Source organism: Albidovulum sediminicola, from assembly GCF_025751575.1.
GTDB lineage: Bacteria > Pseudomonadota > Alphaproteobacteria > Rhodobacterales > Rhodobacteraceae > Albidovulum > Albidovulum sediminicola.
The window spans coordinates 114,158-139,560 of sequence record NZ_JAOWLA010000010.1 but is presented as its reverse complement, the minus strand read 5'-3'; the positions used below and the strand labels follow the sequence as shown (position 1 = coordinate 139,560).

Here is a 25,403-nt window from a genome sequence, read left to right as displayed (position 1 = left end):
AGGCGCGGATGCGCGGGCAAGCCTACACTCTCTCGCTGATTGCGGCGCTGGCTCTGTCGGGCTGCATGGGGCCGATGGAAGAGGCCGTCTATCCGGTCGTGCCCGCCGCGCCCGTGGGGGCCCCGCTGGGGGTCGCGGCAGCGCAGGCGAACTTCGCCGAGGTGCTGGCGCGGATGGAGCCGGTGATCGAGGCCGAATGCCGGTCGCGTACGCGCGGGCTGAATTGCGACTACAAGATTTCGGTCGATGCGCGCCCCGGTCAGCCGGCGAACGCCTTCCAGACGCGCGACGGCGCCGGGCGCCCGGTGATCGCCTTCACCTCGGCCTTGATCGCGGAAGCGCGCAATCGCGACGAACTGGCCTTTGTCCTTGGCCACGAGGCTGCCCATCACATGGCCGACCACATTCCGCGCCAGCAGCAGACGACGCTGGCGGGCGCGATGTTCGGCGGGCTGGCGGCCACCTTCGCGGGCGCCAGCCAGGGGACGGTCGAACTGGCGCAGAATCTGGGCGCGACGGTCGGATCGCGGGTCTATTCAAAGAATCATGAGCTTGAGGCCGACGCGCTGGGAACGGTCCTGAGCTGCGCCGCGGGCTACAGCGCCCGCCGCGGGGCGGCCTATTTCGCCCGTATCCCCGATCCGGGCAACCGTTTTCTGGGATCTCACCCGCCTAATGGTCAGAGAATCGCAACAGTCGACCGGGTTTCCACGGATATCGGCTGCCCCTGAGGCTTGATCTGGATCATTGCGGTCATTCGTGGCAGGTTGCTCTTATCATGAGCATGCCTTCGAGGAGGATCGCATGGTGAAGAGTGCAGATGCCCGCGCCCCGCAAAGCTGCGGCCTGCCAGAACTGCCCTATTTCCTGACCCCGGATTTCGCCGAGCGTCATGGCGTCGATCTGGGCGGCGCCATTCACGGCGGGCTGCTGACGGTTGAGGATTTCGTGGCATTGCTGCAATCCTGCCGGGAATGCCAGGACGGTTCAGGCCGGCGCCACGAACACCCCGAAGCCGAGGAGGCCGCGCCCGACTGGTGTGCGAACCGCGCGGTGCTGGAGGGGCTTCGCGGGCTGGTCTGAGGGCCGCGCCCGCTTGAAACGCGGCGCATGACGGTCTATCCGGCCGCCATGCGAGTTCTGGAAAACGTGCTGAGCGACCGCGGGTCGAAATATGCCGTCTCGGGTGGGCCGGTGTCGAACCGTGCGGAGGCTGCGGCCTTTCTTGCCGAACTCAAGCGCACGAAGAAATTCGCCAAGGCCACGCATAACACCTGGGCGGTGCTCTTCGATGATGGTGGGCAGCCCGATCCGCAGAAGAACGACGATGGTGAGGCGGGCGCTGGCGCGGTCATCCTGCGGATGCTTGAGCGTGAAGGGCTGACCAATCACATCATTGTCGTCACGCGCTGGTATGGCGGGGTCAAACTGGGCGGCGACCGCTTCCGGCATGTCGCCGAAGCCGTGCGGATCTACCTTTCCGAAACGCGGTGAGGGGGGCTTGGGCGCCCTATTTGCCGATACGTTTCCGGCGTCCGGCGCCGGGTAATCCGCAAGGAGGATCGGTCGTACCGGGTGAAACCTGCCCGCCTTCCGGCCCGATAAGGCAGAGGCGGACAGGTGGGTGCCCTAGGTGGTCAGGCGTTCTTGAGGACGTTGACGCCGAAGCAGGCCACGCCGATCCAGATCGCGATTTCCGCAATCGGGGCGAGCGGCGCCATCTGGGCCTCCGCGATGTTCCCGGTCAGCAGCAGGATCAGCATGACCAGAAGCACGAGCGCCCCCCCCTGATGCAGCCAGAAATGCGCCTTGGCCAGGACGCCGTTCGCCATCGCAGGAATGACGCGATAGGCAAGGCCGAAGAGCGTCATCAAGGTGAAGCCCAGCAGGTTGATATGGGCATGCGCCGGCGCCAGCGTGTGGTCGCCGGACGCCCCCATGTGCATGCCAATGGCGATGCCGACCAGCAGATAGGCGACCGCGATCGCCAAGAAGTTCTTGGATATGCTCATTTATCTTCCCCTGTTCGCGCGGGCCGGGTTGTCCCGGTCCCTGCGGCGGACGATACACCCGATTACATTTTCGACAACCGCCAAAAGATCCGACGCCGCGGCGACGGGCTGCATTGGGCAGACAAGGGGAGGGCGTACTGCCCGTGCGCCGCTACGGCAGGTCGGAAACGCGGCGCCTCACCGACCACAGGCCCAGCAGCAACAATGCGAACCCTGCCGGCAGGTTGCTGGCGTCGGCGATATTCGGCAGCACCAGCGGCAAGAGCCATAGCGCGGCAAGGCATAGCCGTTCCCCCGGCATCCAACCCTGCCGTTGCGCCTGCCCCGCGATCAGGAGCGTCGCTGCCAGCGTCACGACCATGTCGTAGCGGAACCCGTAGGGCGGCACGAGGAGCGCCGCCATCAGAAGTCCGGCCAGCTTCAACTCGCCCGGGACCCTCGGGTCGCGCCAGAGCCGCCAGACGAAGATCACCGCCAAACCCGCCGAGACCACTTGCAAGGCGGTGGCGAACTCCGCAGGCAGGCCCATCAGCCGTCCGCCCGCGTATATCGTCACCATTTGGACCAGCGTTTCGCGCTCCGCGAAGATCCACCCGGTTTTGGATAGATGCTGGAAAGCCAGCGTCCAGCTTTGGGTCCCGAACACCGCACAAGGCGCGGCGAGGAAGATCAGCGTGACAAGACCGGCCCGCCAGATGAGCCTCCAGTCGCGGGCTGCCAGGAGCGCGACCGGGATAAGGATTGCGAGATGCGGCTTGATCGTGAGTGCCGCGATCAGAACGGCGGCCAGCCATGTCCTACCAGCTGCGCGCGCCGCGAAAGCGCCCAGCATAAGCGCGGCGACGATCGCGCCGTTCTGCCCCTGCACCAGCGTCAACCCCATGACCGGGGCGCCGAGCAGAAGGGCCCAGCCGATGCGGTCCTGCCCTTTGAGGAAAGGACGCGCGGCGAGAGCCAAGCCGCCGATGCCCACGCCTGAAAAGATCACCCAAGCCGCAGGGAAACCGAAGAATCCCAACGGCATGAGGGCGGCAAGGAATGTCGGGGGATAGAACCACGGCAATACGCCGCCACGCAGGATAAGCTCTTCCTGCATCGCGAAATAGATCGAGGGTTCGTAGACCGCTCCGGGTTGGCCCTCGACAGCCAGCCTAGCCGCGGACCAGAAAGCCACGAAATCATGACCGTAGGGAAAACGGCCGAACATGGCCGCGTTGGACCATATCTGGATCAGGTCGAACAACAAAAGCGCCGGGACGATCAGAATGCAGAGGATGCGAATGCGTTCGCGGGTGATCCAGCCTTCGATGGTTTGAATGAAATTCATCGAGATGTCCGTCACCTCAGCGGCAAGCCACGGTTGCTGGGATGGTGCCAGACCCGTGTCCAGCCCGTTTCGGCAGCGATCTTGGCCGCTTCCGGCCGGCAGCGAAAGCGGTCAGTTGCCCGCCCCGCGTTCGCGGGGGGCGATTGGTGTCCTCGTGGCAACGCGGCGCTTCGAAGGCTGTGAACGGAATGCTCAGACGACGCGGCCCCAGAGGTCGTATTCGCTGGCCTCGTCAACCTCGACCGTCACGAGATCGCCGGGGGCAAGTCCCTCGAACCCCTCGTCGATGAAGAGGTTGCCGTCGATCTCCGGCGCGTCGGCCTTGGTGCGGCAAGTGGCACCCTCATCGTCCACGCTGTCCACCAGGACCTCTTGCCGGGTGCCGATCTTGGCGGCGAGCTTGGCTTCCGAAATCGCCTGGGCCTTTTCCATGAACCGTTCCCAGCGGTCCTGCTTGACCTCGTCGGGGACGTGATCGGGCAGCGCGTTCGACCGCGCGCCTTCGACATTCTCGTACTGGAAGCAGCCGACGCGGTCGAGCTGCGCCTCATCCATCCAGTCGAGGAGCGTCTGGAATTCCTCCTCCGTTTCGCCGGGGTAGCCGACGATGAAGGTGGAACGCAGCGTGATCTCGGGGCAGACAGCGCGCCAGGCGACGATTTCGTCCAGCGTCTTCGCGGCTGCGGCGGGCCGGGCCATGCGTTTGAGCGTTTCCGGATGGGCGTGCTGGAAGGGAATGTCGAGATAGGGCAGCACCAGCCCCTCCGCCATCAGCGGGATCAGGTCACGCACATGCGGATAGGGGTAGACGTAATGCAGCCGGACCCAGGCGCCGAGACTGCCAAGGTCGCGCGCGAGGTCGGTGATATGGGCCCGGTGTTCGCGCCCGTCGCGCCCCGAGGAGGCCGCGTGCTTGATGTCCACGCCATAGGCCGAGGTGTCCTGGCTGATGACCAAAAGCTCCCTCACCCCCGCCTCGACCAGCTTTTCGGCCTCGCGCATCACGGCATGGGCGGGGCGGCTGACAAGACGCCCACGCATGTCGGGGATGATGCAGAAGCGGCACTTGTGGTTACAACCCTCGGAGATCTTGAGGTAGCTGTAATGGCGCGGCGTCAGCTTCACCCCGGTCGCGGGCAGAAGATCCACGAAGGGGTCGGGCGAGGGCGGTACGGCGACATGGACCGCGTCGAGCACCTGTTCGTATTGATGCGGGCCGGTGACGGCCATGACCGAAGGGTGGGCGCCGGTGATGTATTCAGGCTCCGCGCCCAGGCAGCCGGTGACGATCACCCGGCCGTTGGCGGCCAGCGCCTCGCCGATCGCCTCAAGGCTTTCGGCCTTGGCGCTGTCGAGGAAGCCGCAGGTGTTCACGATGACCGCGTCCGCGCCGTCATAGTCGGGGCTGATCGCGTAGCCCTCGGCCCGAAGCCGGGTCAGGATGCGTTCGCTATCGACCAGCGCCTTGGGGCAGCCAAGGGACACCATGCCGATCCGGGGCTGTCCGGGGCGGGCAGGGGTATCGAAGACGGGCTTCGGTGCAAGGTCGGGGCGAAGGTTCGGCGGGTTCTGGGACATGCGCGCGATATAGCGCGGCCCGGGCCTGCTGCCTAGGGGGAGGGCGGGGTGGCGGGAACCGCGGCAGCCGTGCGGACGTGATTTTCCCGAGAGCCTGGACTTACCAGGTGGGCGCCAGGTACGCGGACCACGATCCGCGCAGAGCCAGCTCCCTCGGAAATGATTATCGGCCACTGGAAAAGGGCCCGACACGAGAGGGGCAGAACCCGCCATCTGGAAAAGTAGGGCGGCGCGGCGGCGCGCGCAAGCCCCCCCGCGAATGGGGCTGTCGATGATATGCTGCGACGGCGCTGGCCAGATCCTGGCCAGGGGCTAGACAGGTGTTCATGTTTCGTTCATATTTTTTCCATGACCGAGACCTCGTCCCTTTCCGCGCTGCTACCCGGCCAGATCCTGGCGCGAGGCGTTTGCCGCCACCTGCTGCATCACGGCTTCGCGACGGTCGAGGAATTGGTGCCGTCGCCCGGCCTCAGGGTCGATGTGATGGGGCTTGGGCCGAAGGGAGAAATCTGGATCGTGGAGTGCAAGTCGGGCCGGGCCGATTTCACCTCCGACCGCAAGTGGCGCAACTATCTGGAATGGGCGGACCGCTTCTTCTGGGCGGTGGACGCCAATTTTCCGGTGGAGCTTCTGCCGGAGGAAACCGGCCTGATCCTGGCCGACGCCTACGACGCAGAGATCGTCCGGATGCCCGCGCCAAGCCCGCTGGCCGGGGCGCGGCGCAAGGTGATGGTGCAGAAATTCGCCCGCCACGCAGCCCTTCGGCTGCAAGGCTACCGCGATCCGGGCGTCACCGCGTCCGGGGTTTCCCCTTAGCGTCGCCAACGCCCCGCGCCGCCTCTGCCGCCGCGCGCAGTTCCTCGGCGATCTCCTCGGCTTCCTCGGGGTCGAAATCCAGCGGCAGTTCGACGCCTTCCGCCTCGATGTAGATGCGAACCATGCCGAGCGAGGTCGGGCCGATCTGAAGATTGGCGGCGATTTCGCTTTCCTTGTCGATGCCCATCGGGACCCTCCATGTCTTGCCTTGCGTTTAGGGGAGAGGCGCGCGGCAAGGCAAGCGCGGAAATACTTGCGAAACGCAAGTATCTGCGCCAAGCTCGGGCATGGACATCCCTGCCGACGACATCGACCTGGTGCGCGCGCTCAACCGCGACTGGACGCGCGCGCTGGGCCTTCTGGGGCGCAACTACCTCGGCTCGGGCCTCGGTGTGGCCGAGGCGCGCGTTCTGTTCGAACTGGCGCTAGGGGGCGGCGGCTCCGCCCGCGAGGTCTCGGGCCGGTTGGGGATGGATGAGGGCCACATGAGCCGCATCCTGGGCCAGTTCGAGCAGCACGGCTGGCTGTCCCGTCCACCCGATCCGCAGGATGGGCGCCGGCGCACCATCGCGATGACAGATGCCGGGCGTGCCGCGATGGCGCGGCTTGAGGCGGCCTCGCGCGCCGATATCGCCGCCCGGCTGACGCGGATGCCTGAGGCGGGCCGCCTGGTTTTGCTGGACGCCGCCCGCCATGCCGCGCCGATCCGGGCGGAAGAGGTGGCGTTGCGCGATCTTCAAGCCGGGGATGCGGGCTGGATCACCCAGCGTCACGGCACGCTCTACGCGAGGGACGAAGGCTATGACCTCAGCTTCGAGGCGCTGGTGGCCGGAATCGTCGCCGGGTTCCTCACGACGCGCGTTGCCGGACGGGATCGCGCCTGGATCGCCTGCCGGGGCGCGGAGCGTCTGGGCTCGATCTTCTGCGTCCATGAGGATGCGGATACCGCACGGCTGAGGCTCTTCCTGCTGGAGCCCAAGGCAAGGGGAATCGGCCTTGGCCGCCGGATGCTGGAGACCTGCCTGAACCACGCCCGCGCCTTCGGCTACAACCGGATGGTCCTGTGGACGCACAAGAGCCACGCCGCCGCCTGTGGGCTTTACGCCGCCACCGGGTTCCGCATGACGGGGCAACAACCCGCGCAGGCCTTCGGCCGCTCGGTGATCGATCAGATCTGGGAACTGGACTTGTGAGGGTGGCGCCCCCATCTGATGCGGAGAGAGGTGCCGATGGGCATTGGTTCCGATTTTCCGGTTGACCCCGACGCGCGAAAGCCCTAATCGGTCGCGCACCGCACGCCGGTCGTGCCGCCTTAGCTCAGTTGGTTAGAGCACCAGATTGTGGATCTGGGGGTCCCCCGTTCGAGCCGGGGAGGCGGTACCATCCTTCCCCCCGAAATTACATCGCTTTTCCGCGGGTCCGCGACTCGCCTGAGGTCGGGCTCGCGAGAGGGTTCGCTCGGGCGTCCTCGAACGGCTGACTTTCGCATGTGACGTGGCTGAGACCCGTGCCATCTAGCGCCCCAGGCTACCTGTCGCCGCTTTCTGTGTGTCCCATAAGAGCGCAGATGCATGGAACCGCCGAACCAGGTCCGATCGTGGTGTTCTAAGAGGCACCCTTGCCGGCTGGCGGCGCGGTACGCGGCGACGGCCCGCATGAGGACGCCACCCGCGTGAAGATCATACGGAGGCGCGGACGAAAATCTCCGGTTGCGGGTCAGACCTCCTGCCCGCTGCTCAGCATCCGATCTTGCGCCCTGCGGTGAACTGCGTGCAGATCTGCCTTCTTCCGCGCTCGCGGCGCGTAGGCGCCTGCTCAAACATTTCTGCGACAATTGAGTCGGACTCTTTCGGGCGGGGGTGAAGGTCGCGGCAATCGCGGCCGGTGAGTGACTCCCACGGAAGGGAGCTTCACATGGCCTTCGAAGGCAACATTACAAGGTTAGAGATCCATACGGTCGGCCAGGGTTTCTACCAGGGCTTTAACCCCGTTGTGGCGATGGCCACCAAGACGATCACTCTATTTCTGGTCGCGCTGCTTGTGCTTCTTCCAGGGGCCTCGGGCGCGGCGATCGGAACGCTTCGGACGCTGACGCTGAGCCTTTTCGGAGGCTGGTACATCTATCTGATGGCGGCGTTCGTCTTCTTCTGCCTGCTCCTGGTGGTCTTGCCGTCGGCGGGCCGGATCGTGCTTGGACCGGACGGTGCGATCCCCGAACACAGCACCCTTGCCTGGCTTTGCATGATGTTCTGCGCCGGGATCGGCGTCGGCATCCTCGTCTTTTCTGTCAGCGAGCCGGTCTCACATTTCGTCCGGAACCCGGAGAACCTCGGGGCCGCGACTAAGCTGAGCCCGTCGGAGCAAGCCGTCTCGGCGCTGCGCTTCGTCTACCTGCACTGGGGACTGTCGGCCTGGGCCTGCTACGCGGTGACGGGACTGGCGCTGGGGCTCGCCTGCCACAGGTACAACCAGCCGATGACCATGCGCTCCGCGCTGACGCCGCTCTTCGGGCACAGGCTGGAAGGTCCGCTTGGACACCTGATCGACATCATCTCGCTTCTGGCGATCATCGCCGGGATCACGACGACGATCGTGCTGGGGCTGGAGCAGATCTGCTCGGGCCTGTCGGTGTTGACGGGAAGCAGGTTTTTCGCCGATCAAGCCGGAAACCCGCCGCTGACCGCATTGCTGACCGCGCTGGTCGTCGCGATATCCATCGCGATCGCCAGCGTCGTTTCGGGGGTGGAGCGGGGCATCAAATGGACATCTCAGTTCGGAATTGCGCTTGCGTTCTGTGTGCTTACCGTCTTTGTCGCCTTCGGCGGCGGAACGCGGGTCGCCGGTTTGCTTCTTGAGGCCTCGGCCGATTACTTCACGCAACTGCCGGTGCTGATCACGACGCTCTATGATCCGGGCGCCTCTGCCGTCGCGGCAGAGCAGCGCGCCTGGCAGGGCGAGTGGACCATCTTCTACTGGGCCTGGTGGATCGCCTTCGCGCCCTTCGTCGGCGTGTTCCTCGCGCGGATTTCGCGCGGAAGAACCCTGCGGGAGTTCATCCTTGGCGCCATGTTCGTGCCCACCGCGATGTGCTTCGTCTGGTTCGCGGGCACGGGGGGCTCGGCGCTTCTGTTGGAAGGGGACGGAACAGCCGGAGGCAAGATCCTGGCGGCGGAGCATGCTTTCCGCATCTACCAGGCGGTTGACCTGATGCTTGCGCCCGAGGGCGCGCTGGTGATCAAGGCGGTACTCGTCTTTCTGTTCCTCGTCCTGATCGTCGCCTCCACCACCGCCGCGATCATCGCGATCAAGTCGATCGGCGCGGCGGGGAGCGATCTTGCCGAGACGCCGATGCATTCCATGCTCTGGGCGGTGGTGATCGCCGCCATCACGGGCGCGGTCATGGCCGTTGGCGGGGTCGCCTCGATTCGCGATGTGATGATCGTCGGCGCGGTTCCCTTCTCGGCGATCATGGCCTTGATGCTGGTCGCGGTGGTCATGATGATCGGGGCGGCCCGTCGTGGAGGCGAGAGGGCCTGACGGCCCGCCGCTTCCAGCCTGCGCGTTGGGGCAGCTAACCGAAAGGATCGGCGGCCCCTCCCTTTGCGGGGCGACGGGGCCTACGCGGCCTCTTGTAGCACCTGCGGCGACGTGAGAGCCTTCCTTCGTGGACCTCGTTGAGAGTTGCCGAAAGTGCCCCGACCCCTTTCACACGTTGACCTGACATTCCTGCTTCTGACCGTCGCCTTCTTCACCACAGCGGGGTGCGAGCGGATGGTCGATGACTACCACAAGGATCGCGGGATCATGAAGGTCGTGCGCGACCGGGAACTGCGCCTGGTCGAGGAGGCGTTCTAGCGTCGCGCAGTGCCGGGCCGCCACGATCCGTTCGGCTTGTTCCGGCCTGACTCGGCTGATATGCCGATGCGTCTGACGACTTGGGAAGGGCCACCCCATGATGCTCTACGGAATCGCCAACTGCGATACATGCCGGAAAGCGCGCAAAGAGATCGAAGCGGCGGGGTTGTCCGTCACCTTCCGCGATGTCCGCGCCGAACCGCTTGAATCGGCGGATATTTCCCGCTTCCTTGCCGCGTTCGGGGACAGGCTGGCAAACCGCGCCTCGACCACCTGGCGCGCGCTTGGGCCTGAAGAGCGCGAGCGCGATCCCGCGGATTTGCTTGCGGCGCATCCGGCACTGATGAAGCGGCCCGTTCTGGAACGTGACGGGGTCCTCGCGCTTGGCTGGACGCCCGAGAGCAAGGCCCTGATCCTCAAATGAAAGCGGCCCGCCAGGCGGGCCGCTACAAGCCGATTCGTGAAGGTCAGAGAAGCTTCAGGTCCGAGGCCGAGGACCGCCCGTCGCGGCCCGACTGGAGCTCGTAGGAAACCTTCTGGTTGTCGTTCAGCGACTTCAAGCCAGCCCGCTCGACCGCGGAGATATGGACGAAAATGTCCTTCCCGCCATCGTCGGGGGCGATGAAGCCATAACCCTTCGTCGAATTGAACCATTTCACGGTGCCGGTGGCCATCCGTTTACTCCCTGTTTAGTTCTCCGCCTGCGAGATTGCCGGCGGATCGTGCAGCCAGGTCTTTCAGTCAGTCCGGCTGCCCCGAAACGAGGGAGCGGTAGAAAGTCTGCGGTCACGCGGGTGAAGGATGAGCGATTTCGATAAAAAATCAAGGATTTTGACAGCAAAGTCAGTGGCCACTGCGACGGCGCAAAAGCCGGTCCAGCGACAGCGGTCCTGCCCCGAGGAAGACGAGCACCGCGAGCAGGAGCATCCAGAGTGCCCGCTGATCAAGGATCAGCGCATCCGAGGCCGCGTCGAACCAGCGCCCCAGATCGTCGCCCGCGACGTCGTGACCATAAACGTCGGTCAGGCTTTGCACGACGACGAAGCCCATCATCCCAAGCGCCGCCAGCCGGGTGAACAACCCCACCAGAATCAGGGCGGGCAGGGTCAGTTCCGCGAGCGTGCCCGCAAGGACCACGAGGTCATGGAAAAGGCTCAACTGGCTCACATCGTAGCCCACTGCGGCAACCGTCTTGGGAAAGATCTGGATATAGGCCCCGTCTCTGGGGTTCAGAAAACCCAAGGGGCCTTCGCCCAGCTTGCTGCGGGCCGAGGTCCAGAAGTAGACGAGCAAGACCCCCGCAAAGCCGAGGCGGGCGAGCGTCGGCAACGCGCCGGGCGCCAGGCGGTCTAGCAAGGCGGCGGCGCGGTCATGAAGGGCGAGGATGGCTTTCACGGGGCGTCTCCTTCCTGGATCTGGGCGATGGCGCCGCGCGCCATCAGGATCGTCAGGGTTGCGGTCAGATCGAACTCAGGGCCTTGCTCGATCGCTTCACCCAGGCGCGCGCCAGCAAGGAGCGCGGCGACGAAGTTGCCCGCGCCCGGCGGCAGAAGGACCGGTTCCGGGTCGTAGGAGGGGCGCGTGATCAGCGTGTCCTGCGGCGTTGCGGCGGTGGGCGGGGCCTCTCCCCTGGCGTTCGCGGCCCAGATCGCATGAACGGGCCAGCGCGACCGGATCAGACGCACGGCGGGGACGAAGACGATCCGGGCGCGCATCAGGCGATCAGGTCCCAGCGCGCCGAACAGTTCGGAAGGCATCGGGGGCGCTTCCGCCGCGTGGTAGGACTGCCGCAGGGCCAGTTCGAGGCGCGCGACGTCGGGAAGATATCCCAGGTGCCGGACCGGCGCGAACCCTTCAAGGAATGCGGGCATGTCCTCGCCGTAGAACATCAGAAGCGGCGACCGGGGCGGGTGCGCGCGCAGATGAACCTGCGCCATGGCGGTAAAGAATTCCTCCCCCACAAGGGCGCGGACGACGGGAAACGCCTGCCGCAACGCCTCGGTCAGGGATACGGTGACATTGTTGCGGTAGACGTTGAAACGCTTTGGCGCCGGACGCCCTTCCGGGTCGGTAAGGCCGGCCGGAAGCGGACCCTCGGGATCAAGGAGGGCCGCGCGGAACTCGGACTGTGTCATGCGGTCACCCTCTCAAGCACAGGGTCAAGGATTCGGGCCGCGCGGTGGGCCTCTGTCGCGAGAACCGGCCAGTCGGGCACATCATTGTCCCATTCAATCAGCGTGGGCTTGGGGCCGCCGAGTTCGATCGTGCGCGCGTAAAGCTGCCAAACGGGATCGACCACCTCTGACCCATGGGCGTCGATCAGCAAAGGCCGGCCGGAATCGTCGCGATCCTCGTCATGGCCGCCCAAGTGGATCTCTCCGACCAAGGCGTGCGGAAAGCGGTCGATGTAGTCCTCGGGGCTGGTGCACCGGTTGGTGCAGGACACGTAGACGTTGTTCACATCCAAGAGGAGGCCGCAGCCGGTGCGGCGGGCAAGTTCGCCCAGAAACTCGATCTCATCGAGGTGGGAGCCGCTGAAGGACAGGTAAACCGAGGGGTTTTCCAGAAGCATCCTGCGCCCCAGAGCCTCCTGGACCTCGTCGATGTGATCGGCGACACGCGTCAGCGTCGCCTCGGTATAGGGCAGCGGCAGGAGATCGTTCAGGAACTCCGCCCCGTGGGTGGACCATGCGAGGTGCTCGGAGAAACTCGCCGGGTTCAGCCAGTCGTTCAGGTGCCTGTGCCGGGCCAGATGCTCCCGGTCGAGCGGCCCTTCACCGCCGATCGACAGGCCGACACCGTGAACCGAGATCGGAAAGCGTTCGGCCAGGTGGCGCAGCTGGGCGATGGGGCGCCCGCCGTCGCCCATGTAGTTTTCTGCGTGGATCTCAAGCCATTTGACCGGGTCTGCACCGGCAATAATGTTCGAAAAGTGCTGGGGCTTGTAGCCAACACCGGGGCGCTGCGGGAGGTGGCGGGTTGTCGGGTCCATCGCGTCGGCCCCCTTTCGTTCGCGGACGGCCCCCCGCGCCGGGACGCGGGGGGAACGTGGTCAGCCCTGTGGCAGGTCGCGGTCGAGCGCTTCGAGAGAGCCCATGCGGCCGTCCGGAAGTTCCATCGTGGCGCAGGTGCCAGCGGGAACGAGCTTCCAGGAATTGCCCTGGTAATCCACCTTCGCGGTGCCAGCGCAGGTCGTGCCGGGGCCGGCTGCGCAATCGTTCTGCCCGGCGAGTGCTACGCCAAAGCACTTTTCCATCTCTTCGGCGGCGGCGGGCGTCGCGAACTGCGCGGCAAGCGCGGCCGCAAACGAACTGGCGACGGCGAGCGTTTTCATGGAGTGGGACATCATCTTCCTCTTGCAGTTGTTTTGCGTCGTTTCGTGTTCGACATGAGAGTCCTAGCCGCTCCGCATCGTCACGCGCCAGTAACGAGGCCGTGGCCCACGCGCGTGTGACCGGCTGAAACAAAGCCCAGGCACGGGTCACCTTTCGCAGGGGTCAAAAAAAGCGCCCCGTTTCGGAGGCGCTTTTATGTGTTCGTCAGTGCCGGGTCAGGTCCGGCGGGGACGCTTCGGCGACCAGCCCGGTCAGAGCGTCCTCCAACGAAAGGGTCTCGGTGCGCGTTTCGCCGAGACGGCGCAGGGAGACGGTCCGCTCCGCCACTTCCTTCATCCCGATGGCGAGGATCACGGGAACCTTGCCCAGCGAGTGTTCGCGGACCTTGTAGTTGATCTTTTCGTTTCGCGTGTCGGCTTCGGCGCGGATGCCCGCGTCGCGCAGTTTCGCGGCGACCTCGTTCACATACTCGTCCGCGTCCGAGACGATGGAGGCGACGACGACCTGGCGCGGCGCGAGCCAGAAGGGCATCTTGCCCGCATAGTTCTCGATCAGGATGCCGATGAAGCGTTCGAAGCTGCCCAGGATCGCGCGGTGCAGCATCACGGGGCGGTGCTTGGCCCCATCCTCACCCACATATTCCGCACCAAGGCGCACCGGCAGGTTGAAATCGGCCTGGAAGGTGCCGCACTGCCATTCGCGACCGATCGCGTCGGTCAGCTTGAAGTCGAGCTTCGGGCCGTAGAAGGCGCCTTCGCCGGGGTCGATCTCATAATCGTTCGTGACCTTGCGCACGGCGTTCTCCAGCGCCGCCTCGGCCTTGTCCCAGATCTCGTCCGAGCCCACGCGCACGTCGGGGCGCGTGGAGAGCTTCACGTCGAACTTGGTGAAGCCCAGATCCTGGTAGATGGAGGAGAGGAGCCCGATGAAGTCCGCGCATTCCTGCTCGATCTGGTCCTCTGTGCAGAAAATATGGGCGTCGTCTTGGGTGAAGCCGCGCACGCGCATCAGCCCATGCATCGACCCGGAGGATTCGTAGCGGTGGCACGACCCGAACTCCGCAAGGCGCAGCGGCAGGTCGCGGTAGGACTTCAGACCCTGGTTGTAGACCTGAACGTGGCAGGGGCAGTTCATCGGCTTGAGCGCGTTGATCCGCTTTTCCTTCGCGCCTTCCTCGTCCACCTCGACGATGAACATGTTCTCGCGGTAGGCCTCCCAGTGGCCTGAGCGTTCCCAAAGGATGCGGTCCACGACCTGCGGGGTCTTGATTTCCTTGTAGTTCGCGCGGCGCAGGCGGCGGCGCATGTAGTCTTCGAGCGTGCGGTAGACCGTCCATCCGTTCGGGTGCCAGAAGACCATGCCCGGGGCTTCTTCCTGCAGGTGGAAGAGCTCCATTTCGCGGCCAAGCTTGCGGTGGTCGCGTTTGGCGGCCTCTTCCAGCATGGTGAGGTAGGCCTTGAGGTCGTCGCGGTTCTTGAAGGCGACGCCGTAGATGCGCTGAAGCTGCTTCTTGGTGTGGTCGCCGCGCCAGTAGGCCCCGGCGACCGACATCAGCTTGAAGGCGTCGGCTGGAAGCTGGCCGGTGTGTTGAAGGTGCGGACCGCGGCAGAGGTCTTGCCAGTGGCCGTGCCAATACATGCGCAGCGGTTCGTCACCGGGGATCGCCTCGATCAACTCGACCTTGAAGGGCTCGTTCTTGCGAATGTAGTGCTCGATCGCGCGGGACCGCTCCCAAACCTCGGTCTTGACGGCGTCGCGTTCGTTGATGATCGCGCGCATTTCCTTTTCGATCGCGCCCAGATCCTCGGGGGTGAAGGGCGCGTCCCGGTCAAAGTCGTAGTACCAGCCGTTCTCGATCACCGGGCCGATGGTGACCTTGACCTCGGGCCAGAGCTTCTGGACCGCGCGCGCCATCACATGGGCGAAGTCGTGCCGGATCAGTTCGAGCGCCTGGGCGTCGTCCTTCATCGTGTGGATGGCGATCTGCGCGTCGGCCTCGATCGGCCATTGCAGGTCCCAGTGCTTGCCGTCGATGCTGGCCGAGATGGCGGCCTTGGCGAGCGAGGGGGCGATGGATTGCGCGACTTCGGCGGCGGTCACGCCACGGGCGTAATCGCGTTTGCTGCCATCGGGAAAGGTCAGGGAAATCTGGCTCATGGCCGGCTCCTCGTCGGTTTGGCGCCCACGGAACGCCCGGTTGCGGGTGATGTCGCGCCTTATTCCTCAATCGCGGCGGGGAAGTCAATCGCCGGGGGTTCCACCCCCGGACCCCCGGGGGTATTTGTCGCAATGAAGAAGCGGGGGGGCGGAATGAGCGAGTTTCTTGAGACAAGGCAGGGCCGGCGGATCGCCTATGACCGGCTGGAGGGGGCGGGGCCGGGGGTCGTCTTCCTGGGCGGATTCAAGTCCGACAAGGAAGGCACCAAGGCGCTGGCGCTGGAGGCGTGGTGCAAGGCGCGCGGGCGGGCCTTTCTGCGTTTCGACTATTCCGGGCATGGGGCGTCATCGGGCGATTTCCTGGATGGGGCGATCGGCGATTGGTTCGAGGATGCCTGCGCGGCGATCCTTGGCCTGACGGAGGGGCCGCAGATCCTGGTGGGGTCGTCCATGGGGGGGTGGATATCGCTTCTGGTCGCGCGGGCGCATCCGGAGAAGGTGGCGGGCCTTGTGACCATCGCCGCCGCGCCGGATTTCACCGAAACCCTGTGGGCAGGGCTGAGCGAGGTGGAGCGGCAGGGCGTCCTGGAATACGGGCGGTTGGAGCGGCCGTCGGAGTATTCGCCCGAGCCCTACATCTTTACCCGGCGGTTGATCGAGGAGGGGCGGTCGCGGTTGATCTTCGATCGACCGCTCGGCCTTGGCATGCCAGTTCGGATGTTGCAGGGCACCGCGGACGCGGATGTTCCGGTCGCCCTGGCCATGCGGCTTCTGGATCATATGGCGGGCCCCGACATCCGCCTGACCCTGGTCAAGGGCGCGGATCACCGGTTTTCGACGCCGGATTGCCTGAAACTGATCGAGGCGACCGTACTGAAGGTCGGCAACCGCGCGGCTTAGACCGCGCGGACGCTCGCCTTGCGCGTGGCCGAATTCGTGTCGATGAAGTCAAGCACCAGCGGCCGGATGTTGTCGCGCCAGGACTTGCCGGCGAAGATGCCGTAGTGGCCGGCATCCGGTTCGAGGTGCTGGGCCTTCTTTTCATCGGCAAGCCCGGTCAGCAGGTCGAGCGCGGCAAGACATTGGCCGGGGGCGGAGATGTCGTCCTTCTCGCCCTCGACGATCTTGACGGCGACATCGGTGATCTTGCCGAAATCGACCTTCTTGCCCGCGACGGTGAAGTCGTTGCGGGCGATTTCCCGATTCTTGAAGACCCGCTCCACCGTCGAGAGGTAGAATTCCGCAGTCATGTCCATGACCGACAGGTATTCGTCATAGAAGCGGTTGTGTGCGTCGCGCTCCGATGCCTCGCCCTTGGCCGCGCGCAGGATCTGTTCGCCAAACGCGGTGGTGTGGCGGTCCATGTTCATCGAGATGAAGGACGCAAGCTGCATCAGCCCGGGATAGACGAGACGGCCGGCGCCGCCGTATTTGAAGCCCACGCGCTGGATGACCATGTGTTCGAGCTGGCCCATCGTCACGCGGCGGCCGAAGTCGGTGACCTCGGTCGGGGCAGCATCGGGATCGATCGGGCCGCCGATCAGGGTCAGCGTCTTGGGCTGCGCGGCGGGGTCTTCGCCGGCGAGATAGGCCGTTGCCGCCAGCGTCAGCGGCACCGGCTGGCAGACCGCGACGATGTTCAGGTCGGGGCCGAGGACGCGGATGAAATCCACGAGGTAGAGGGTGTAGTCCTCGATGTCGAACTTACCCTCGGACACGGGAATGTCGCGGGCGTTCTTCCAGTCCGTCACATAGACTTCACAGTCCGGAAGCAAGCTTTTGACCGTGGAGCGAAGGAGCGTGGAGTAATGGCCCGACATCGGCGCGACCAGAAGGACGCGGCGCTTCATCGGTGCGCGCCCTTGGACGCGGAAATGGATCAGGTCGCCGAAAGCCCGGGTGACGAGCGTCTCGACCTCCACGATGTGGTCGCGCCCGTCGGGGCCGACGATCGTGCGGATGCCCCAGTCGGGTTTGATGACCATGCGCGCGAAAGAACGTTCGGTGATCCGGCCCCAGGCGGACATGACCTTGAACATCGGATGAGGTACCAGCCCCCAGACCGGGTAGGAAGCCATCGCGCGCGCGCTCGCGCCGAGCCATTCGTTCGTGTTGCGAATGCTTTCCATAAGGTCGTAGGTGGCCATTCCCTTCATCGTACCTCCTTTGCGGGGACTGGCCCTGCGGATATCATTGCTTTCGCGTTCTTTCCGGCGGCGTTATGCTGCACTGCGATAAAGATTAGGAGGAAGCGATAGGGATGACAACAGAAGTTACGGAATCCTCGCGCAACCTGGAGAAATTTACTTCGAATCTTGCGAAAATAGAGGACCTGACGCAACGTCTTATTGCTGCATTGCAGCATAAACGGATGCGAACCCCCGCCCTGGAGGCGCCCGGCCAGGAGCTTTACGGCAAGGCGGCAAGCGCATTCTGGGCCGAAGCGATGGCGAATCCCACCCGGATTCTGGAGCAGCAGGCCGAATTCTGGGGCAAGTCGTTCGAACACTACGTCGAGATGCAGAAGGCGATCGCGGGCCAGGCGGCCGAGGCACCGGAGGCCGGACAAGGACCGAAGGATCGACGCTTTGCCAATCCTCTTTGGCAAACCAATCCCTATTTCAACTTCGTCAAGCGGCAGTATGAGACCAATGTCGAGGCGATGGAGAAGGCCGTGCAGGGGCTGGAAGGGCTCGCGCCTTCGGACAAGCGGCGGATCGAATACTTCACGCACCAGATTATCGACATGATGGCGCCGACGAACTTTCTGGCCACGAACCCCGACGCGCTCGAACGCGCGGTCGCGACCGAGGGCGACAGCCTGGTGAAGGGCTTGGAAAACCTCGTGCGCGATGTCGAGGCGAATCACGGGGATCTTCTGGTTACGCTGTCGGACAAGGACGCCTTCGCGGTCGGCACCAACATCGGGACATCCGAGGGCGGCGTCGTCTTCCGCAACCGGATGTTCGAACTGATCCAGTATGCGCCGACGACGGAAAAGGTGCACAAGACCCCGCTGATCGTCTTCCCGCCCTGGATCAACAAGTTCTACATCCTGGACCTGAAGCCCGCGAACTCGCTGATCAAGTGGATCGTCGACCAGGGGTTCACGCTGTTCGTCGTCAGCTGGAAGAACCCTGACGCGAGCTATGCCGACGTCGGCATGGATGATTATGTGCGCGATGGTTACCTGGCCGCGATCGAGCAGGTGAAGCAGATCACCGGCGAGCCCAAGGTCAACGCGGTGGGCTACTGCATAGCCGGGACGACCCTGACCGCGACGCTGGGCCTGATGAACAAGCGCGGCGACAAGTCGGTGAACTCCGCCACCTTCTTCACGACGCTCACCGACTTTTCCGAACCCGGAGAGATTGGGGTTTTCCTCGATGACGACTTCGTCGGCGGGATCGAGGAAACGATCGCGAAAGAGGGCTATCTCGACAAGTTCTTCATGGCGCGGACGTTCTCTTTCCTGCGTGCGAACGATCTGATCTACACCCCCGCCATCCGCAGCTACATGCTGGGCGAGGCGCCGCCCGCGTTCGACCTGCTTTACTGGAACGGCGACGGAACCAACCTGCCGGGGCGGATGTGCGTGGAATACCTGCGCCAGCTTTGCCAGCAGAACCACCTGATCGCGCCGGGGTTCGATGTCGACGGGGAGCGCGTGACCGTCAAGGACGTTAAGGTTCCCGTCTGCGCGATCGCCTGTGAGACCGACCACATCGCGCCCTGGAAGTCCTCCTACAACGGCATCCGGCAGTTCGGCTCACGGGACAAGACCTTCATCCTGTCCGAAAGCGGCCATATCGCCGGCATCGTCAATCCGCCCGGCAAGGACAAGTACGGCCACTACACCAACGAGGGGCCGATGCGCCCAGTCGAGGAGTGGAAGGAGGGCGCTGGCTATCACAAGGGCAGCTGGTGGCCCCGCTGGCGTGACTGGCTTGCGGCGCGGTCCGGCCGGATGGTTCCGGCGCGTGCCTTGGGCGATTCGAAGCACAAGGTCCTTGCCCCGGCCCCCGGCACCTATGTGAGCGAGGTTCCGGCTTCATAGGCTTCGCAAAATTTTTTTCTGCAGCGCAGCAATCTTTACTTGAAATGCTGCGCTGCAGCATGTATCTAGGCTCCAGAAGCGAATGACATCCCCCGTCGCAAATGGAGTGACCACCATGACGAAGCAGCAAGATATCTCGAAAGTCCTTCAGGACATGGTTTCCTCGTTCCCGGTTGACACCGCCGCCCTGAAAGATGCCTACAAGAACTCCGCTGTCCTCAGCGAAAAGATGACCAAGGTTGCGCTCGAAGCCGCCGAGAAGTCGAGCGACATCTCCTCGAAGTGGACCAAGGAAGCTATCGCGAAGTTCGGCGAGCTGTCGAAAGCCAAGGCCGAGCCGGCCGACTACAGCAAGGCTTTCAGCGATTTCGCCTCGGCGACCGCCGAACTGGCCGCTGAAAACCTGGCCGCTTTCGCCGAAGTTGCGAAGAAAGCCCAGACCGAAACCGTCGAGCTGATGCTGGCCGCCGGCAAGGACTTCTCCGAAGAGGCGACCGCCGCCGTGAAGAAGGCCACCGCCGACGTGCAGACCGCCGCGAAGAAGGCCGCGACCGTCGCGACCTCCGCTGCGAAGTGAACTGACTGACCACGGCCGTTATCCTCCCCAACGGCAAGGTCGCACTGGCGGGCCCCTCGGGGCCCGCTTTTCTTTGCGGATGCAGCATCCCGGGGTTTTTCGGATGTTGTTTTTTTCGTGCCGCAGCTTAATCTTGCTGCAGCGCCAAAAAACGACCCCTTGGGAGGATTGCATGGCCGAAGATGCCAAGCCGCTGCTGATCAAGCGCTACGCGAGCCGGCGGCTCTACAATACCGAGACAAGCGATTATGTGACGCTTGAGGATATCGCGACATTCATCCGCGACGGCCGAGAGGTCCAGATTGTCGATCTGAAGACCGGCGACGACCTGACGCGCCAATACCTTTTGCAGATCATCGCTGAACACGAAAGCCGGGGCGAAAACGTGCTCCCGGTGGATGTGCTGACCGATCTTGTGCGCAGCTACACCACGAGCGCCCAAAGTGTCGTTCCGCAGTTCCTCGCCGCCTCGTTCGAGATGCTGCGTGAAGGGCAGTCGAAGCTGATGGAGAACATGAGCCATCTGCCGAATCCCATGGCCTCCATGCCTGGGTTTGAGGCGATGCAGCGCCAGCAGCAGGCCTTCCTGAAGTCGATGATGAGCGGTTGGACCCGCGGCGGGGACGAGGCCGGGGAGGCCGAAGAGCCCGCGAAGACCAAGGGAAAGTCGCGCGACGACGACGATCTGGCCGCGATCCGGAAGCAGTTGGCGGAGTTGCAGGCCAAGCTCTCGAAGCTGTGACAAGGGCCCCTCGGGGCCCTTTCTCATATCCCGAGGCGGTCGCGAAGGGAAAACCAGGTCATGGCAAGCACCAGAAGCGGCCATCGCATCGAGGGCCCACCGGGGAAGCGCGGCAGGTTGAGGTCCGAAAGGATGTCGAAGCGCCCGGCCTGGCCGCCGATGGCCTCCGCCATGATCTTCCCCGCGAGCGTCGCCATCGCGACGCCGTGGCCCGAATAGCCGGAGGCTGAAAGCACGTTTTCGGCGGGCCGAAGGAAGCAGGGCATGCGGTTCATGGTGATCGCGAGCGTGCCGCCCCAGGCGTAGTCGATCCGCACATCCGCAAGCCCAGGGTAAACCTTGAGCATCGGCGGCCGTACGGTCCGGATCACATCGGGAAAGCGGTAGCCATAGCTTTCCCCGCCCCCGAACAAAAGCCGCTTGTCGTCTGACAGGCGCCAGTAGTTGACCACGAATTTCGTGTCGCACGCGGCCACGTCTTGAGCCAGGACCTCGGCCGCGCGATCGCCGAGCGGCTCCGTCGCGATCACGAAGTTGTTGATCGGCATGACCCGCGCCGAGACCTTGCCGTCCAGCCCGCCGAGGTAGCCGTTGCAGGCCAGGACGACGTGGCCGCAGACGACCCGACCGCCCTCGGTTTCAACGACGGGGCGGGGGCCGGGCCGGACCGCGGTGACAAGGCTGTCCTCACAGATCCGCGCGCCCTTTGCAGCTGCCGCGCGCGCAAGGCCGATGGTGAAGTTCAGTGGATGGACATGGCCGGCGCCCCTGTCGATGTCGCCGCCCTTGTAGACGCCGGAGGGAATAAGGGCGGCCAGCCCTTCCTCATCAAGCGTTTCGACCTGATCGTAGCCGTAATCGCGCGCGAGCTTCTCGGCATAGGCATGGGAATGGCGCACCTCGCTGTCGTGCCAGCAGGCATGGGCGATGCCGGGCTTGAAGGTGCAGGGCATGTCATGCGTCGCGATCAGGTCGCGAACCAGCTGCTTGGACTCCTCCGCGAAGGTCCAGAGGCTGCGGGCTGTATCCAGCCCGTACATCCGCTCCAGCGCATCCTGTTCCAACCGCTGGCCGCTGCTGACCTGCCCGCCGTTGCGGCCAGAGGCGCCGAAGCCCACGCGGTGCGCCTCCAGCACGACGACGGAAAGACCCGCCTCCGCAAGGTGCAGCGCTGCGGAAAGCCCGGTGAAACCCGCCCCCACCACGCAGACATCGGCCTGCACCTCACCCCTGAGCTTGGCAAAGCGCTCGATCGGGGCTGCGGTGGCGGCATAGTAGCTCTGCGGGTATTCCCCGCGGCGGTCGTTGGCAAAGAGCAGATTCATACGTTCAAAAGCAGGTGCTCGCGTTCCCAAGGGCTGATGACCTGCAGGAACTCCTTGTATTCGTTGCGCTTGACCGCCTCGTAAATATCGCAGAACTCAGGCGAGAGCACGTCGCGCACCGGCTGGCACTCCGAGAAGAGGTCGAGCGCGTCGCCAAGGTTCGTGGGCAATTCGTCCGAGTCGATATAGGCGTTCCCGACCTTCTCGGGCCGGGGCATCTTCTTGTCCCGAAGGCCCAGGTAGCCGCAGACCATGGTGGCGACCATGCCTAGGTAGGGGTTGCAGTCCATCCCGGGCAGCCGGTTTTCCAGCCGCCGCGCGTGCGGCTCCGAGATCGGCACCCGCAGGCCCGTGGTGCGGTTGTCGCGGCCCCATTCCAGGTTAATCGGCGCGGCAAAGTCCGGCACGTAGCGGCGGTAGGAGTTCACATAGGGCGCCATCAGCGCGACGACCGCCGGAAGATAGGTCTGCATGCCCGCGATGAAGTGGAAGAATTCGGGCGTCTCCTGCCCGTTCTCATCGCAGAAGATGTTCGCGCCGGTCTTCATATCGACGACCGACTGGTGGATGTGCATGGCGGAGCCCGGTTCGCCCTCGATCGGCTTCGCCATGAAAGTGGCAAAGCAGTCGTGGCGCAAGGCGGCCTCGCGGATCAGACGCTTGAAATAGAAAACCTCGTCGGCCAGTTCGACCGGGTCGCCGTGGCTCAGGTTCAGTTCGACCTGGCCCGCGCCGCCTTCCTGCACGATGCCGTCGATCTCAAGCCCCTGGGCTTCGGCGAAGTCGTAGATGTCATCGACGACCTTGCCATATTCATCCACGGCCGACATGGAGTAGGCCTGATTGGCCATCACCCGGCGGCCTGAACGGCCAACCGGCGGGATGATCGGCTGGTTCGGATCGACGTTGCGGGCGACGATGTAGAACTCCATCTCCGGCGCGACGATGGGACGCCAGCCTTGCTCGGCGTAAAGCTGCACCATGCGCTTGAGCACGTTGCGCGGCGCCATCTTCACGGGTTCGCCCTTCTGGTCGTTCACGTCGTGGATCACTTGAAGGGTGATGTCGGCCGTCCAGGGCACCGCGGTCGCGGTGGTGAAGTCGGGCACCAGCACCATATCGGGTTCCGTGAACTCGCTTTCATCGGGCATGTCGGCGTAGTCGCCGGTAATGGTCTGGGCAAAGATCGAGTTCGGAAGGTGAAAGAACTTCTGCTTGCCGAACTTGGAGGCAGGCATGGCCTTGCCCTTGGCAACGCCGGCAAGATCGGAGACGAGGCATTCGACCTCGTCCAGCCTGCGGCCGGCAATATAGTCCCGTGCTGCTTCGGGCAGTTTTTCGGTCCAGTCGGACATGGGATCACGCTTTTTCAGTTACGGGTTTGCTTGAAGAAATCCGCGATACGGTCGGCGATCGCGGTCGAGGAGTTACGGTCGGAGAAGCGGGCGCGCGCCTCCTCCATCAACTGGTCGGGCACGAGGCCCTTGCCCCGGGTGCGCATCAGCCCGTCGATGAAGTCATCGCCGTACTCGGGATGCGCCTGCACCGTATAGGCGCGGTCGTCGTAAAGCAGCGCCGCGTTCTCGCAAAAGGCGTTGGTGCCGATCCGTTCGGCCGCTGCGGGACGTTCGACCACCTGGTCCTGGTGCCAGGCGTTCAGCTTCACCGTTTCGCCGCCGAAGTCGTAATCCTGCGGGCCGACAGCCCAGCCGCCCTTGAACTTCTCGACCTTGCCGCCGAGGGCCTGGGCGATGATCTGGTGGCCGAAGCAAATGCCGACGACGGGAACCCGCTCGGCATAGGCCTTGCGGATGAAGTCCTCCAGCGGCTTGATGAAGGGATGATCCTCATAGGCGCCGTGGCGCGACCCGGTGATCAGCCAGCCATCGCAGTCGTGAACGCCGGAGGGAAACTCCATCCCCTCCACATGGAAGGTCTTGAAGGTCAGCCCGCGGTCGGCGAGCAGGCGCATGAACATATCTGGGTAGTCGCCCATTGCGGTCCTGAGGACGTCGGGCGCCTGTCCGGTCTGGAGGATGCCGATCAGCATGGCTGTCTCTTGTTGGCTTTGATCAAACTAGGCCGCCCCCCGCCACCTGGCAAGGGGCGGTGCGGGTTACACGGTGTCGAGGTAGATCTCGGTCTGTTCGACGGGCGTCAGTTCGGCCATGTAGTGCATTTCCTGCCGCTTCGTCATGACGAGGTTGCGGATCAGCTCCGGCGCAAAGATCTGCGGCATGATCGTGCTTTTCTCGAAAGCGTCGATGGCGTCGGCCCAGTTGTCGTGGATCAGGGGCAGGTCCATCGCGTAGGCGTTGCCCGTGATCGGCGGGGGCGGCGTCAGCTCCTGCTCGATCCCCAGGAGGCCCGCGCCCAGGATCGCGGCCAGCATCAGGTAGGGATTGACGTCCCCGCCCGCGACGCGATGTTCGATCCGGCGCGCGGCCGGATTGCCCGAGGGGACGCGGATCGCTGCCGTGCGGTTCTCATAGGCCCAGCAGAGCGCGTTCGGCGCATGCGCCTCGGGCACCAGGCGGTCGTAGCTGTTGGCATGAGGGGCGAAGATCAGCGTCGAATCCGACATCGCGTTCAGACAGCCGGCAATCGCCTGGCGCAGCTTCGGCGATCCCTCCGGTCCGCCGTTCGAGAAGATGTTGCGCCCGTCCCGGTCGAGGACCGAGAAATGCGTGTGAAGCCCGTTGCCGGAATATTCCGGATAGGGCTTGGCCATGAAGCTCGCCGCGAAGCCGTGGCGGCGGGCCAGGCCCTTGACCAGCAGCTTGAAAAGCCAGGCGTCATCGGCCGCGCGCAGCGCGTCTTCCTGGTGCATCAGGTTGATTTCGAACTGGCCAAGCCCGGATTCCGAGATCGCGGTGTCGGCCGGAATGTCCATCTCCTCACAGGCGTCATAGAGGTCGGTGAAGAAGGTGTCGAAGGCGTCGAGCGCCCGGATCGACATGATCTCCGCCGCCTTGCGCCGCTTGCCCGATCGCGGGCTCGGCGGCACCTGGAGCGTCTTGCCGCTGTCGTCGATCAGGAAGAATTCCAGCTCCATCGCCGCGACGGGCGTCAGGCCGTGCGCCTTGTAGCGGTCGACCACACGGGCCAGCGCATGGCGCGGGTCGCCTTCGTAGGGTTTGCCGTTCTCACGGTACATCCAGATCGGCAGGAGCGCGGTCGGCGCCTCCAGCCAGGGCATGGGCATGTAGCCACGCTCGGTGGGCTTCAGGACGCCATCTGCATCGCCGGTGTCGAAGACAAGCGGGCTGTCCTCGATGTCCTCACCCCAGATGTCGAGGTTCAGAACCGAGAAGGGAAAGCGCGTTCCCTCCGCCGTGATCTTTTCCGCGAAGCGGGTGGGGATCCGCTTGCCGCGGGGTTGTCCGTTCAGGTCTGCCGCGGCTACACGGATCGTGCGCACCTGCGGGTGTTTTCTGAGCCAGTCCTTCATCATCGCACCGGGAGACCTGGGCATTCGGAGCGCCCCGCACTGGCCCCGTAGGGCAGGGGGCGGAATGGCCCGGTCTTTATCCTTCCGTTTATCTGATCAAATCGCGATCGGGTGGCCGACATGGCAGCCCATGGCCCATTTGTGCCACGGAAACTTCACCCGAAGAATTTG

27 protein-coding genes and 1 tRNA gene are annotated in these 25,403 nt (G+C 64.6%); 13 read left to right on the top strand and 15 right to left on the bottom strand.

Features of this window, described 5'->3' with window-relative positions; genetic code table 11:
* Positions 1–8: 8 nt before the first annotated feature.
* The 3 genes from OE647_RS12125 to OE647_RS12115 all read left to right on the top strand — a co-directional run bounded on the left by OE647_RS12125 (position 9) and on the right by OE647_RS12115 (position 1,494).
* Positions 9–731 carry a M48 family metallopeptidase gene (locus tag OE647_RS12125; RefSeq protein WP_263721991.1) on the top strand — a complete coding sequence of 241 codons (723 nt, stop codon included), beginning with the start codon at positions 9–11 and terminating at the stop codon, positions 729–731.
* 73 nt (positions 732–804) lie between these two features.
* Positions 805–1,083, top strand: coding sequence for a DUF6455 family protein (locus OE647_RS12120; protein ID WP_263721990.1), 279 nt, complete (start codon positions 805–807; stop codon positions 1,081–1,083).
* Positions 1,084–1,131: 48 nt separating this feature from the next.
* On the top strand, positions 1,132–1,494 hold the full coding sequence (locus tag OE647_RS12115; protein WP_263722038.1) for a YigZ family protein: 363 nt from the start codon (positions 1,132–1,134) through the stop codon (positions 1,492–1,494).
* A gap of 143 nt (positions 1,495–1,637) precedes the next feature.
* Here OE647_RS12115 and OE647_RS12110 read toward each other — a convergent pair whose 3' ends face one another.
* The 3 genes from OE647_RS12110 to rimO form a co-directional block, all read right to left on the bottom strand.
* Positions 1,638–2,012, bottom strand: coding sequence for a hypothetical protein (locus OE647_RS12110; RefSeq protein ID WP_263721989.1), 375 nt, complete (start codon positions 2,010–2,012; stop codon positions 1,638–1,640).
* 151 nt (positions 2,013–2,163) lie between these two features.
* Positions 2,164–3,339 (bottom strand): glycosyltransferase family 87 protein, encoded by a 1,176-nt coding sequence (locus OE647_RS12105; protein ID WP_263721988.1) that lies wholly within the window; start codon positions 3,337–3,339, stop codon positions 2,164–2,166.
* A gap of 192 nt (positions 3,340–3,531) precedes the next feature.
* Positions 3,532–4,917 (bottom strand): 30S ribosomal protein S12 methylthiotransferase RimO, encoded by a 1,386-nt coding sequence (gene rimO / locus OE647_RS12100; RefSeq protein WP_263721987.1) that lies wholly within the window; start codon positions 4,915–4,917, stop codon positions 3,532–3,534.
* A 348-nt stretch (positions 4,918–5,265) separates the two neighbouring features.
* Between rimO and OE647_RS12095 the strand changes: the two genes are divergently transcribed.
* Positions 5,266–5,733 (top strand): MmcB family DNA repair protein, encoded by a 468-nt coding sequence (locus OE647_RS12095; protein ID WP_263721986.1) that lies wholly within the window; start codon positions 5,266–5,268, stop codon positions 5,731–5,733.
* Here OE647_RS12095 and OE647_RS12090 read toward each other — a convergent pair.
* Positions 5,708–5,920, bottom strand: a complete 213-nt coding sequence (locus OE647_RS12090; RefSeq protein ID WP_263721985.1) for a DUF6324 family protein — start codon at positions 5,918–5,920, stop codon at positions 5,708–5,710. The two genes, OE647_RS12095 and OE647_RS12090, sit on opposite strands and share 26 nt — an antisense overlap.
* A gap of 100 nt (positions 5,921–6,020) precedes the next feature.
* On the opposite strand from OE647_RS12090, the gene OE647_RS20145 reads away from it, so the two are divergent.
* The 5 genes from OE647_RS20145 to OE647_RS12060 all read left to right on the top strand — a co-directional run bounded on the left by OE647_RS20145 (position 6,021) and on the right by OE647_RS12060 (position 10,012).
* The gene (locus OE647_RS20145; protein WP_318527944.1) at positions 6,021–6,926 is read left to right on the top strand and encodes a bifunctional helix-turn-helix transcriptional regulator/GNAT family N-acetyltransferase; all 906 of its coding nucleotides are present in this window, start codon (positions 6,021–6,023) and stop codon (positions 6,924–6,926) included.
* 113 nt (positions 6,927–7,039) lie between these two features.
* Positions 7,040–7,116: transfer RNA gene (locus OE647_RS12075), tRNA-His, on the top strand.
* A 531-nt stretch (positions 7,117–7,647) separates the two neighbouring features.
* A complete protein-coding gene (locus OE647_RS12070; RefSeq protein ID WP_263721984.1) occupies positions 7,648–9,270 on the top strand; it encodes a BCCT family transporter in 1,623 nt (540 codons plus the stop codon).
* 153 nt (positions 9,271–9,423) lie between these two features.
* The gene (locus OE647_RS12065; RefSeq protein WP_263721983.1) at positions 9,424–9,588 is read left to right on the top strand and encodes a hypothetical protein; all 165 of its coding nucleotides are present in this window, start codon (positions 9,424–9,426) and stop codon (positions 9,586–9,588) included.
* A 97-nt stretch (positions 9,589–9,685) separates the two neighbouring features.
* On the top strand, positions 9,686–10,012 hold the full coding sequence (locus OE647_RS12060) for an ArsC/Spx/MgsR family protein (protein WP_263721982.1): 327 nt from the start codon (positions 9,686–9,688) through the stop codon (positions 10,010–10,012).
* A 43-nt stretch (positions 10,013–10,055) separates the two neighbouring features.
* On the opposite strand, the gene OE647_RS12055 is transcribed toward OE647_RS12060, so the two are convergent.
* The 6 genes from OE647_RS12055 to thrS form a co-directional block, all read right to left on the bottom strand.
* Positions 10,056–10,262 carry a cold-shock protein gene (locus OE647_RS12055; protein WP_263721981.1) on the bottom strand — a complete coding sequence of 69 codons (207 nt, stop codon included), beginning with the start codon at positions 10,260–10,262 and terminating at the stop codon, positions 10,056–10,058.
* A gap of 169 nt (positions 10,263–10,431) precedes the next feature.
* Positions 10,432–10,983: a DoxX family membrane protein gene (locus OE647_RS12050; RefSeq protein WP_263721980.1), complete on the bottom strand. Its 552-nt coding sequence runs from the start codon at positions 10,981–10,983 to the stop codon at positions 10,432–10,434.
* Complete coding sequence (locus tag OE647_RS12045) at positions 10,980–11,723, bottom strand: HvfC/BufC N-terminal domain-containing protein (protein WP_263721979.1); 744 nt, start codon at positions 11,721–11,723, stop codon at positions 10,980–10,982. The genes OE647_RS12050 and OE647_RS12045 overlap by 4 nt, the downstream gene beginning before the upstream one ends.
* Positions 11,720–12,580, bottom strand: a complete 861-nt coding sequence (gene bufB / locus OE647_RS12040) for an MNIO family bufferin maturase (protein WP_263721978.1) — start codon at positions 12,578–12,580, stop codon at positions 11,720–11,722. Before bufB ends, OE647_RS12045 begins: the two co-directional genes overlap by 4 nt.
* Before the next feature lie 60 nt (positions 12,581–12,640).
* Complete coding sequence (locus OE647_RS12035; protein WP_263721977.1) at positions 12,641–12,934, bottom strand: BufA1 family periplasmic bufferin-type metallophore; 294 nt, start codon at positions 12,932–12,934, stop codon at positions 12,641–12,643.
* A 193-nt stretch (positions 12,935–13,127) separates the two neighbouring features.
* Positions 13,128–15,080: a threonine--tRNA ligase gene (gene thrS, locus OE647_RS12030; RefSeq protein ID WP_263721976.1), complete on the bottom strand. Its 1,953-nt coding sequence runs from the start codon at positions 15,078–15,080 to the stop codon at positions 13,128–13,130.
* A gap of 153 nt (positions 15,081–15,233) precedes the next feature.
* On the opposite strand from thrS, the gene OE647_RS12025 reads away from it, so the two are divergent.
* Complete coding sequence (locus OE647_RS12025; RefSeq protein ID WP_263721975.1) at positions 15,234–15,980, top strand: alpha/beta hydrolase; 747 nt, start codon at positions 15,234–15,236, stop codon at positions 15,978–15,980.
* Here the strand turns inward: OE647_RS12025 and phaZ are convergent.
* Positions 15,977–17,236: a polyhydroxyalkanoate depolymerase gene (gene phaZ, locus OE647_RS12020; protein WP_263721974.1), complete on the bottom strand. Its 1,260-nt coding sequence runs from the start codon at positions 17,234–17,236 to the stop codon at positions 15,977–15,979. The genes OE647_RS12025 and phaZ overlap by 4 nt on opposite strands.
* A 104-nt stretch (positions 17,237–17,340) precedes the next feature.
* On the opposite strand from phaZ, the gene phaC reads away from it, so the two are divergent.
* The 3 genes from phaC to phaR all read left to right on the top strand — a co-directional run bounded on the left by phaC (position 17,341) and on the right by phaR (position 20,456).
* Positions 17,341–19,137, top strand: a complete 1,797-nt coding sequence (gene phaC, locus OE647_RS12015) for a class I poly(R)-hydroxyalkanoic acid synthase (protein WP_263721973.1) — start codon at positions 17,341–17,343, stop codon at positions 19,135–19,137.
* A gap of 115 nt (positions 19,138–19,252) precedes the next feature.
* Positions 19,253–19,714 carry a phasin, PhaP gene (locus OE647_RS12010; RefSeq protein WP_263721972.1) on the top strand — a complete coding sequence of 154 codons (462 nt, stop codon included), beginning with the start codon at positions 19,253–19,255 and terminating at the stop codon, positions 19,712–19,714.
* Positions 19,715–19,886: 172 nt separating this feature from the next.
* Positions 19,887–20,456, top strand: a complete 570-nt coding sequence (gene phaR, locus OE647_RS12005) for a polyhydroxyalkanoate synthesis repressor PhaR (protein ID WP_263721971.1) — start codon at positions 19,887–19,889, stop codon at positions 20,454–20,456.
* 23 nt (positions 20,457–20,479) lie between these two features.
* Here the strand turns inward: phaR and OE647_RS12000 are convergent, their stop codons facing one another.
* The 4 genes from OE647_RS12000 to OE647_RS11985 form a co-directional block, all read right to left on the bottom strand.
* Entirely contained in the window at positions 20,480–21,781 is a 1,302-nt protein-coding gene (locus tag OE647_RS12000; RefSeq protein WP_263721970.1) for an NAD(P)/FAD-dependent oxidoreductase, read from the bottom strand.
* Positions 21,778–23,136, bottom strand: a complete 1,359-nt coding sequence (locus tag OE647_RS11995; protein ID WP_263721969.1) for a glutamine synthetase family protein — start codon at positions 23,134–23,136, stop codon at positions 21,778–21,780. Before OE647_RS11995 ends, OE647_RS12000 begins: the two co-directional genes overlap by 4 nt.
* Positions 23,137–23,150: 14 nt before the next feature.
* Positions 23,151–23,831: a type 1 glutamine amidotransferase gene (locus tag OE647_RS11990; protein WP_263721968.1), complete on the bottom strand. Its 681-nt coding sequence runs from the start codon at positions 23,829–23,831 to the stop codon at positions 23,151–23,153.
* Positions 23,832–23,897: 66 nt separating this feature from the next.
* Positions 23,898–25,232 (bottom strand): glutamine synthetase family protein, encoded by a 1,335-nt coding sequence (locus OE647_RS11985; protein WP_263722036.1) that lies wholly within the window; start codon positions 25,230–25,232, stop codon positions 23,898–23,900.
* Positions 25,233–25,403 lie beyond the last annotated feature (171 nt).

Coding starts and splice junctions, on each gene's coding strand:
- thrS (WP_263721976.1), bottom strand. CDS start 15,080: ATGAGCCAGATTTCCCTGACCTTTCCCGATGGCAGCAAACGCGATTAC.
- phaR (WP_263721971.1), top strand. CDS start 19,887: ATGGCCGAAGATGCCAAGCCGCTGCTGATCAAGCGCTACGCGAGCCGG.
- OE647_RS12125 (WP_263721991.1), top strand. CDS start 9: ATGCGCGGGCAAGCCTACACTCTCTCGCTGATTGCGGCGCTGGCTCTG.
- OE647_RS12115 (WP_263722038.1), top strand. CDS start 1,132: ATGCGAGTTCTGGAAAACGTGCTGAGCGACCGCGGGTCGAAATATGCC.
- OE647_RS12000 (WP_263721970.1), bottom strand. CDS start 21,781: ATGAATCTGCTCTTTGCCAACGACCGCCGCGGGGAATACCCGCAGAGC.
- OE647_RS12105 (WP_263721988.1), bottom strand. CDS start 3,339: ATGAATTTCATTCAAACCATCGAAGGCTGGATCACCCGCGAACGCATT.
- OE647_RS12025 (WP_263721975.1), top strand. CDS start 15,234: ATGAGCGAGTTTCTTGAGACAAGGCAGGGCCGGCGGATCGCCTATGAC.
- OE647_RS11995 (WP_263721969.1), bottom strand. CDS start 23,136: ATGTCCGACTGGACCGAAAAACTGCCCGAAGCAGCACGGGACTATATT.
- OE647_RS12090 (WP_263721985.1), bottom strand. CDS start 5,920: ATGGGCATCGACAAGGAAAGCGAAATCGCCGCCAATCTTCAGATCGGC.
- OE647_RS12060 (WP_263721982.1), top strand. CDS start 9,686: ATGATGCTCTACGGAATCGCCAACTGCGATACATGCCGGAAAGCGCGC.
- phaC (WP_263721973.1), top strand. CDS start 17,341: ATGACAACAGAAGTTACGGAATCCTCGCGCAACCTGGAGAAATTTACT.
- OE647_RS12010 (WP_263721972.1), top strand. CDS start 19,253: ATGACGAAGCAGCAAGATATCTCGAAAGTCCTTCAGGACATGGTTTCC.
- OE647_RS11990 (WP_263721968.1), bottom strand. CDS start 23,831: ATGCTGATCGGCATCCTCCAGACCGGACAGGCGCCCGACGTCCTCAGG.
- OE647_RS12110 (WP_263721989.1), bottom strand. CDS start 2,012: ATGAGCATATCCAAGAACTTCTTGGCGATCGCGGTCGCCTATCTGCTG.
- phaZ (WP_263721974.1), bottom strand. CDS start 17,236: ATGAAGGGAATGGCCACCTACGACCTTATGGAAAGCATTCGCAACACG.
- rimO (WP_263721987.1), bottom strand. CDS start 4,917: ATGTCCCAGAACCCGCCGAACCTTCGCCCCGACCTTGCACCGAAGCCC.
- bufB (WP_263721978.1), bottom strand. CDS start 12,580: ATGGACCCGACAACCCGCCACCTCCCGCAGCGCCCCGGTGTTGGCTAC.
- OE647_RS12045 (WP_263721979.1), bottom strand. CDS start 11,723: ATGACACAGTCCGAGTTCCGCGCGGCCCTCCTTGATCCCGAGGGTCCG.
- OE647_RS12035 (WP_263721977.1), bottom strand. CDS start 12,934: ATGTCCCACTCCATGAAAACGCTCGCCGTCGCCAGTTCGTTTGCGGCC.
- OE647_RS12070 (WP_263721984.1), top strand. CDS start 7,648: ATGGCCTTCGAAGGCAACATTACAAGGTTAGAGATCCATACGGTCGGC.
- OE647_RS12055 (WP_263721981.1), bottom strand. CDS start 10,262: ATGGCCACCGGCACCGTGAAATGGTTCAATTCGACGAAGGGTTATGGC.
- OE647_RS11985 (WP_263722036.1), bottom strand. CDS start 25,232: ATGAAGGACTGGCTCAGAAAACACCCGCAGGTGCGCACGATCCGTGTA.
- OE647_RS12095 (WP_263721986.1), top strand. CDS start 5,266: ATGACCGAGACCTCGTCCCTTTCCGCGCTGCTACCCGGCCAGATCCTG.
- OE647_RS20145 (WP_318527944.1), top strand. CDS start 6,021: ATGGACATCCCTGCCGACGACATCGACCTGGTGCGCGCGCTCAACCGC.
- OE647_RS12120 (WP_263721990.1), top strand. CDS start 805: ATGGTGAAGAGTGCAGATGCCCGCGCCCCGCAAAGCTGCGGCCTGCCA.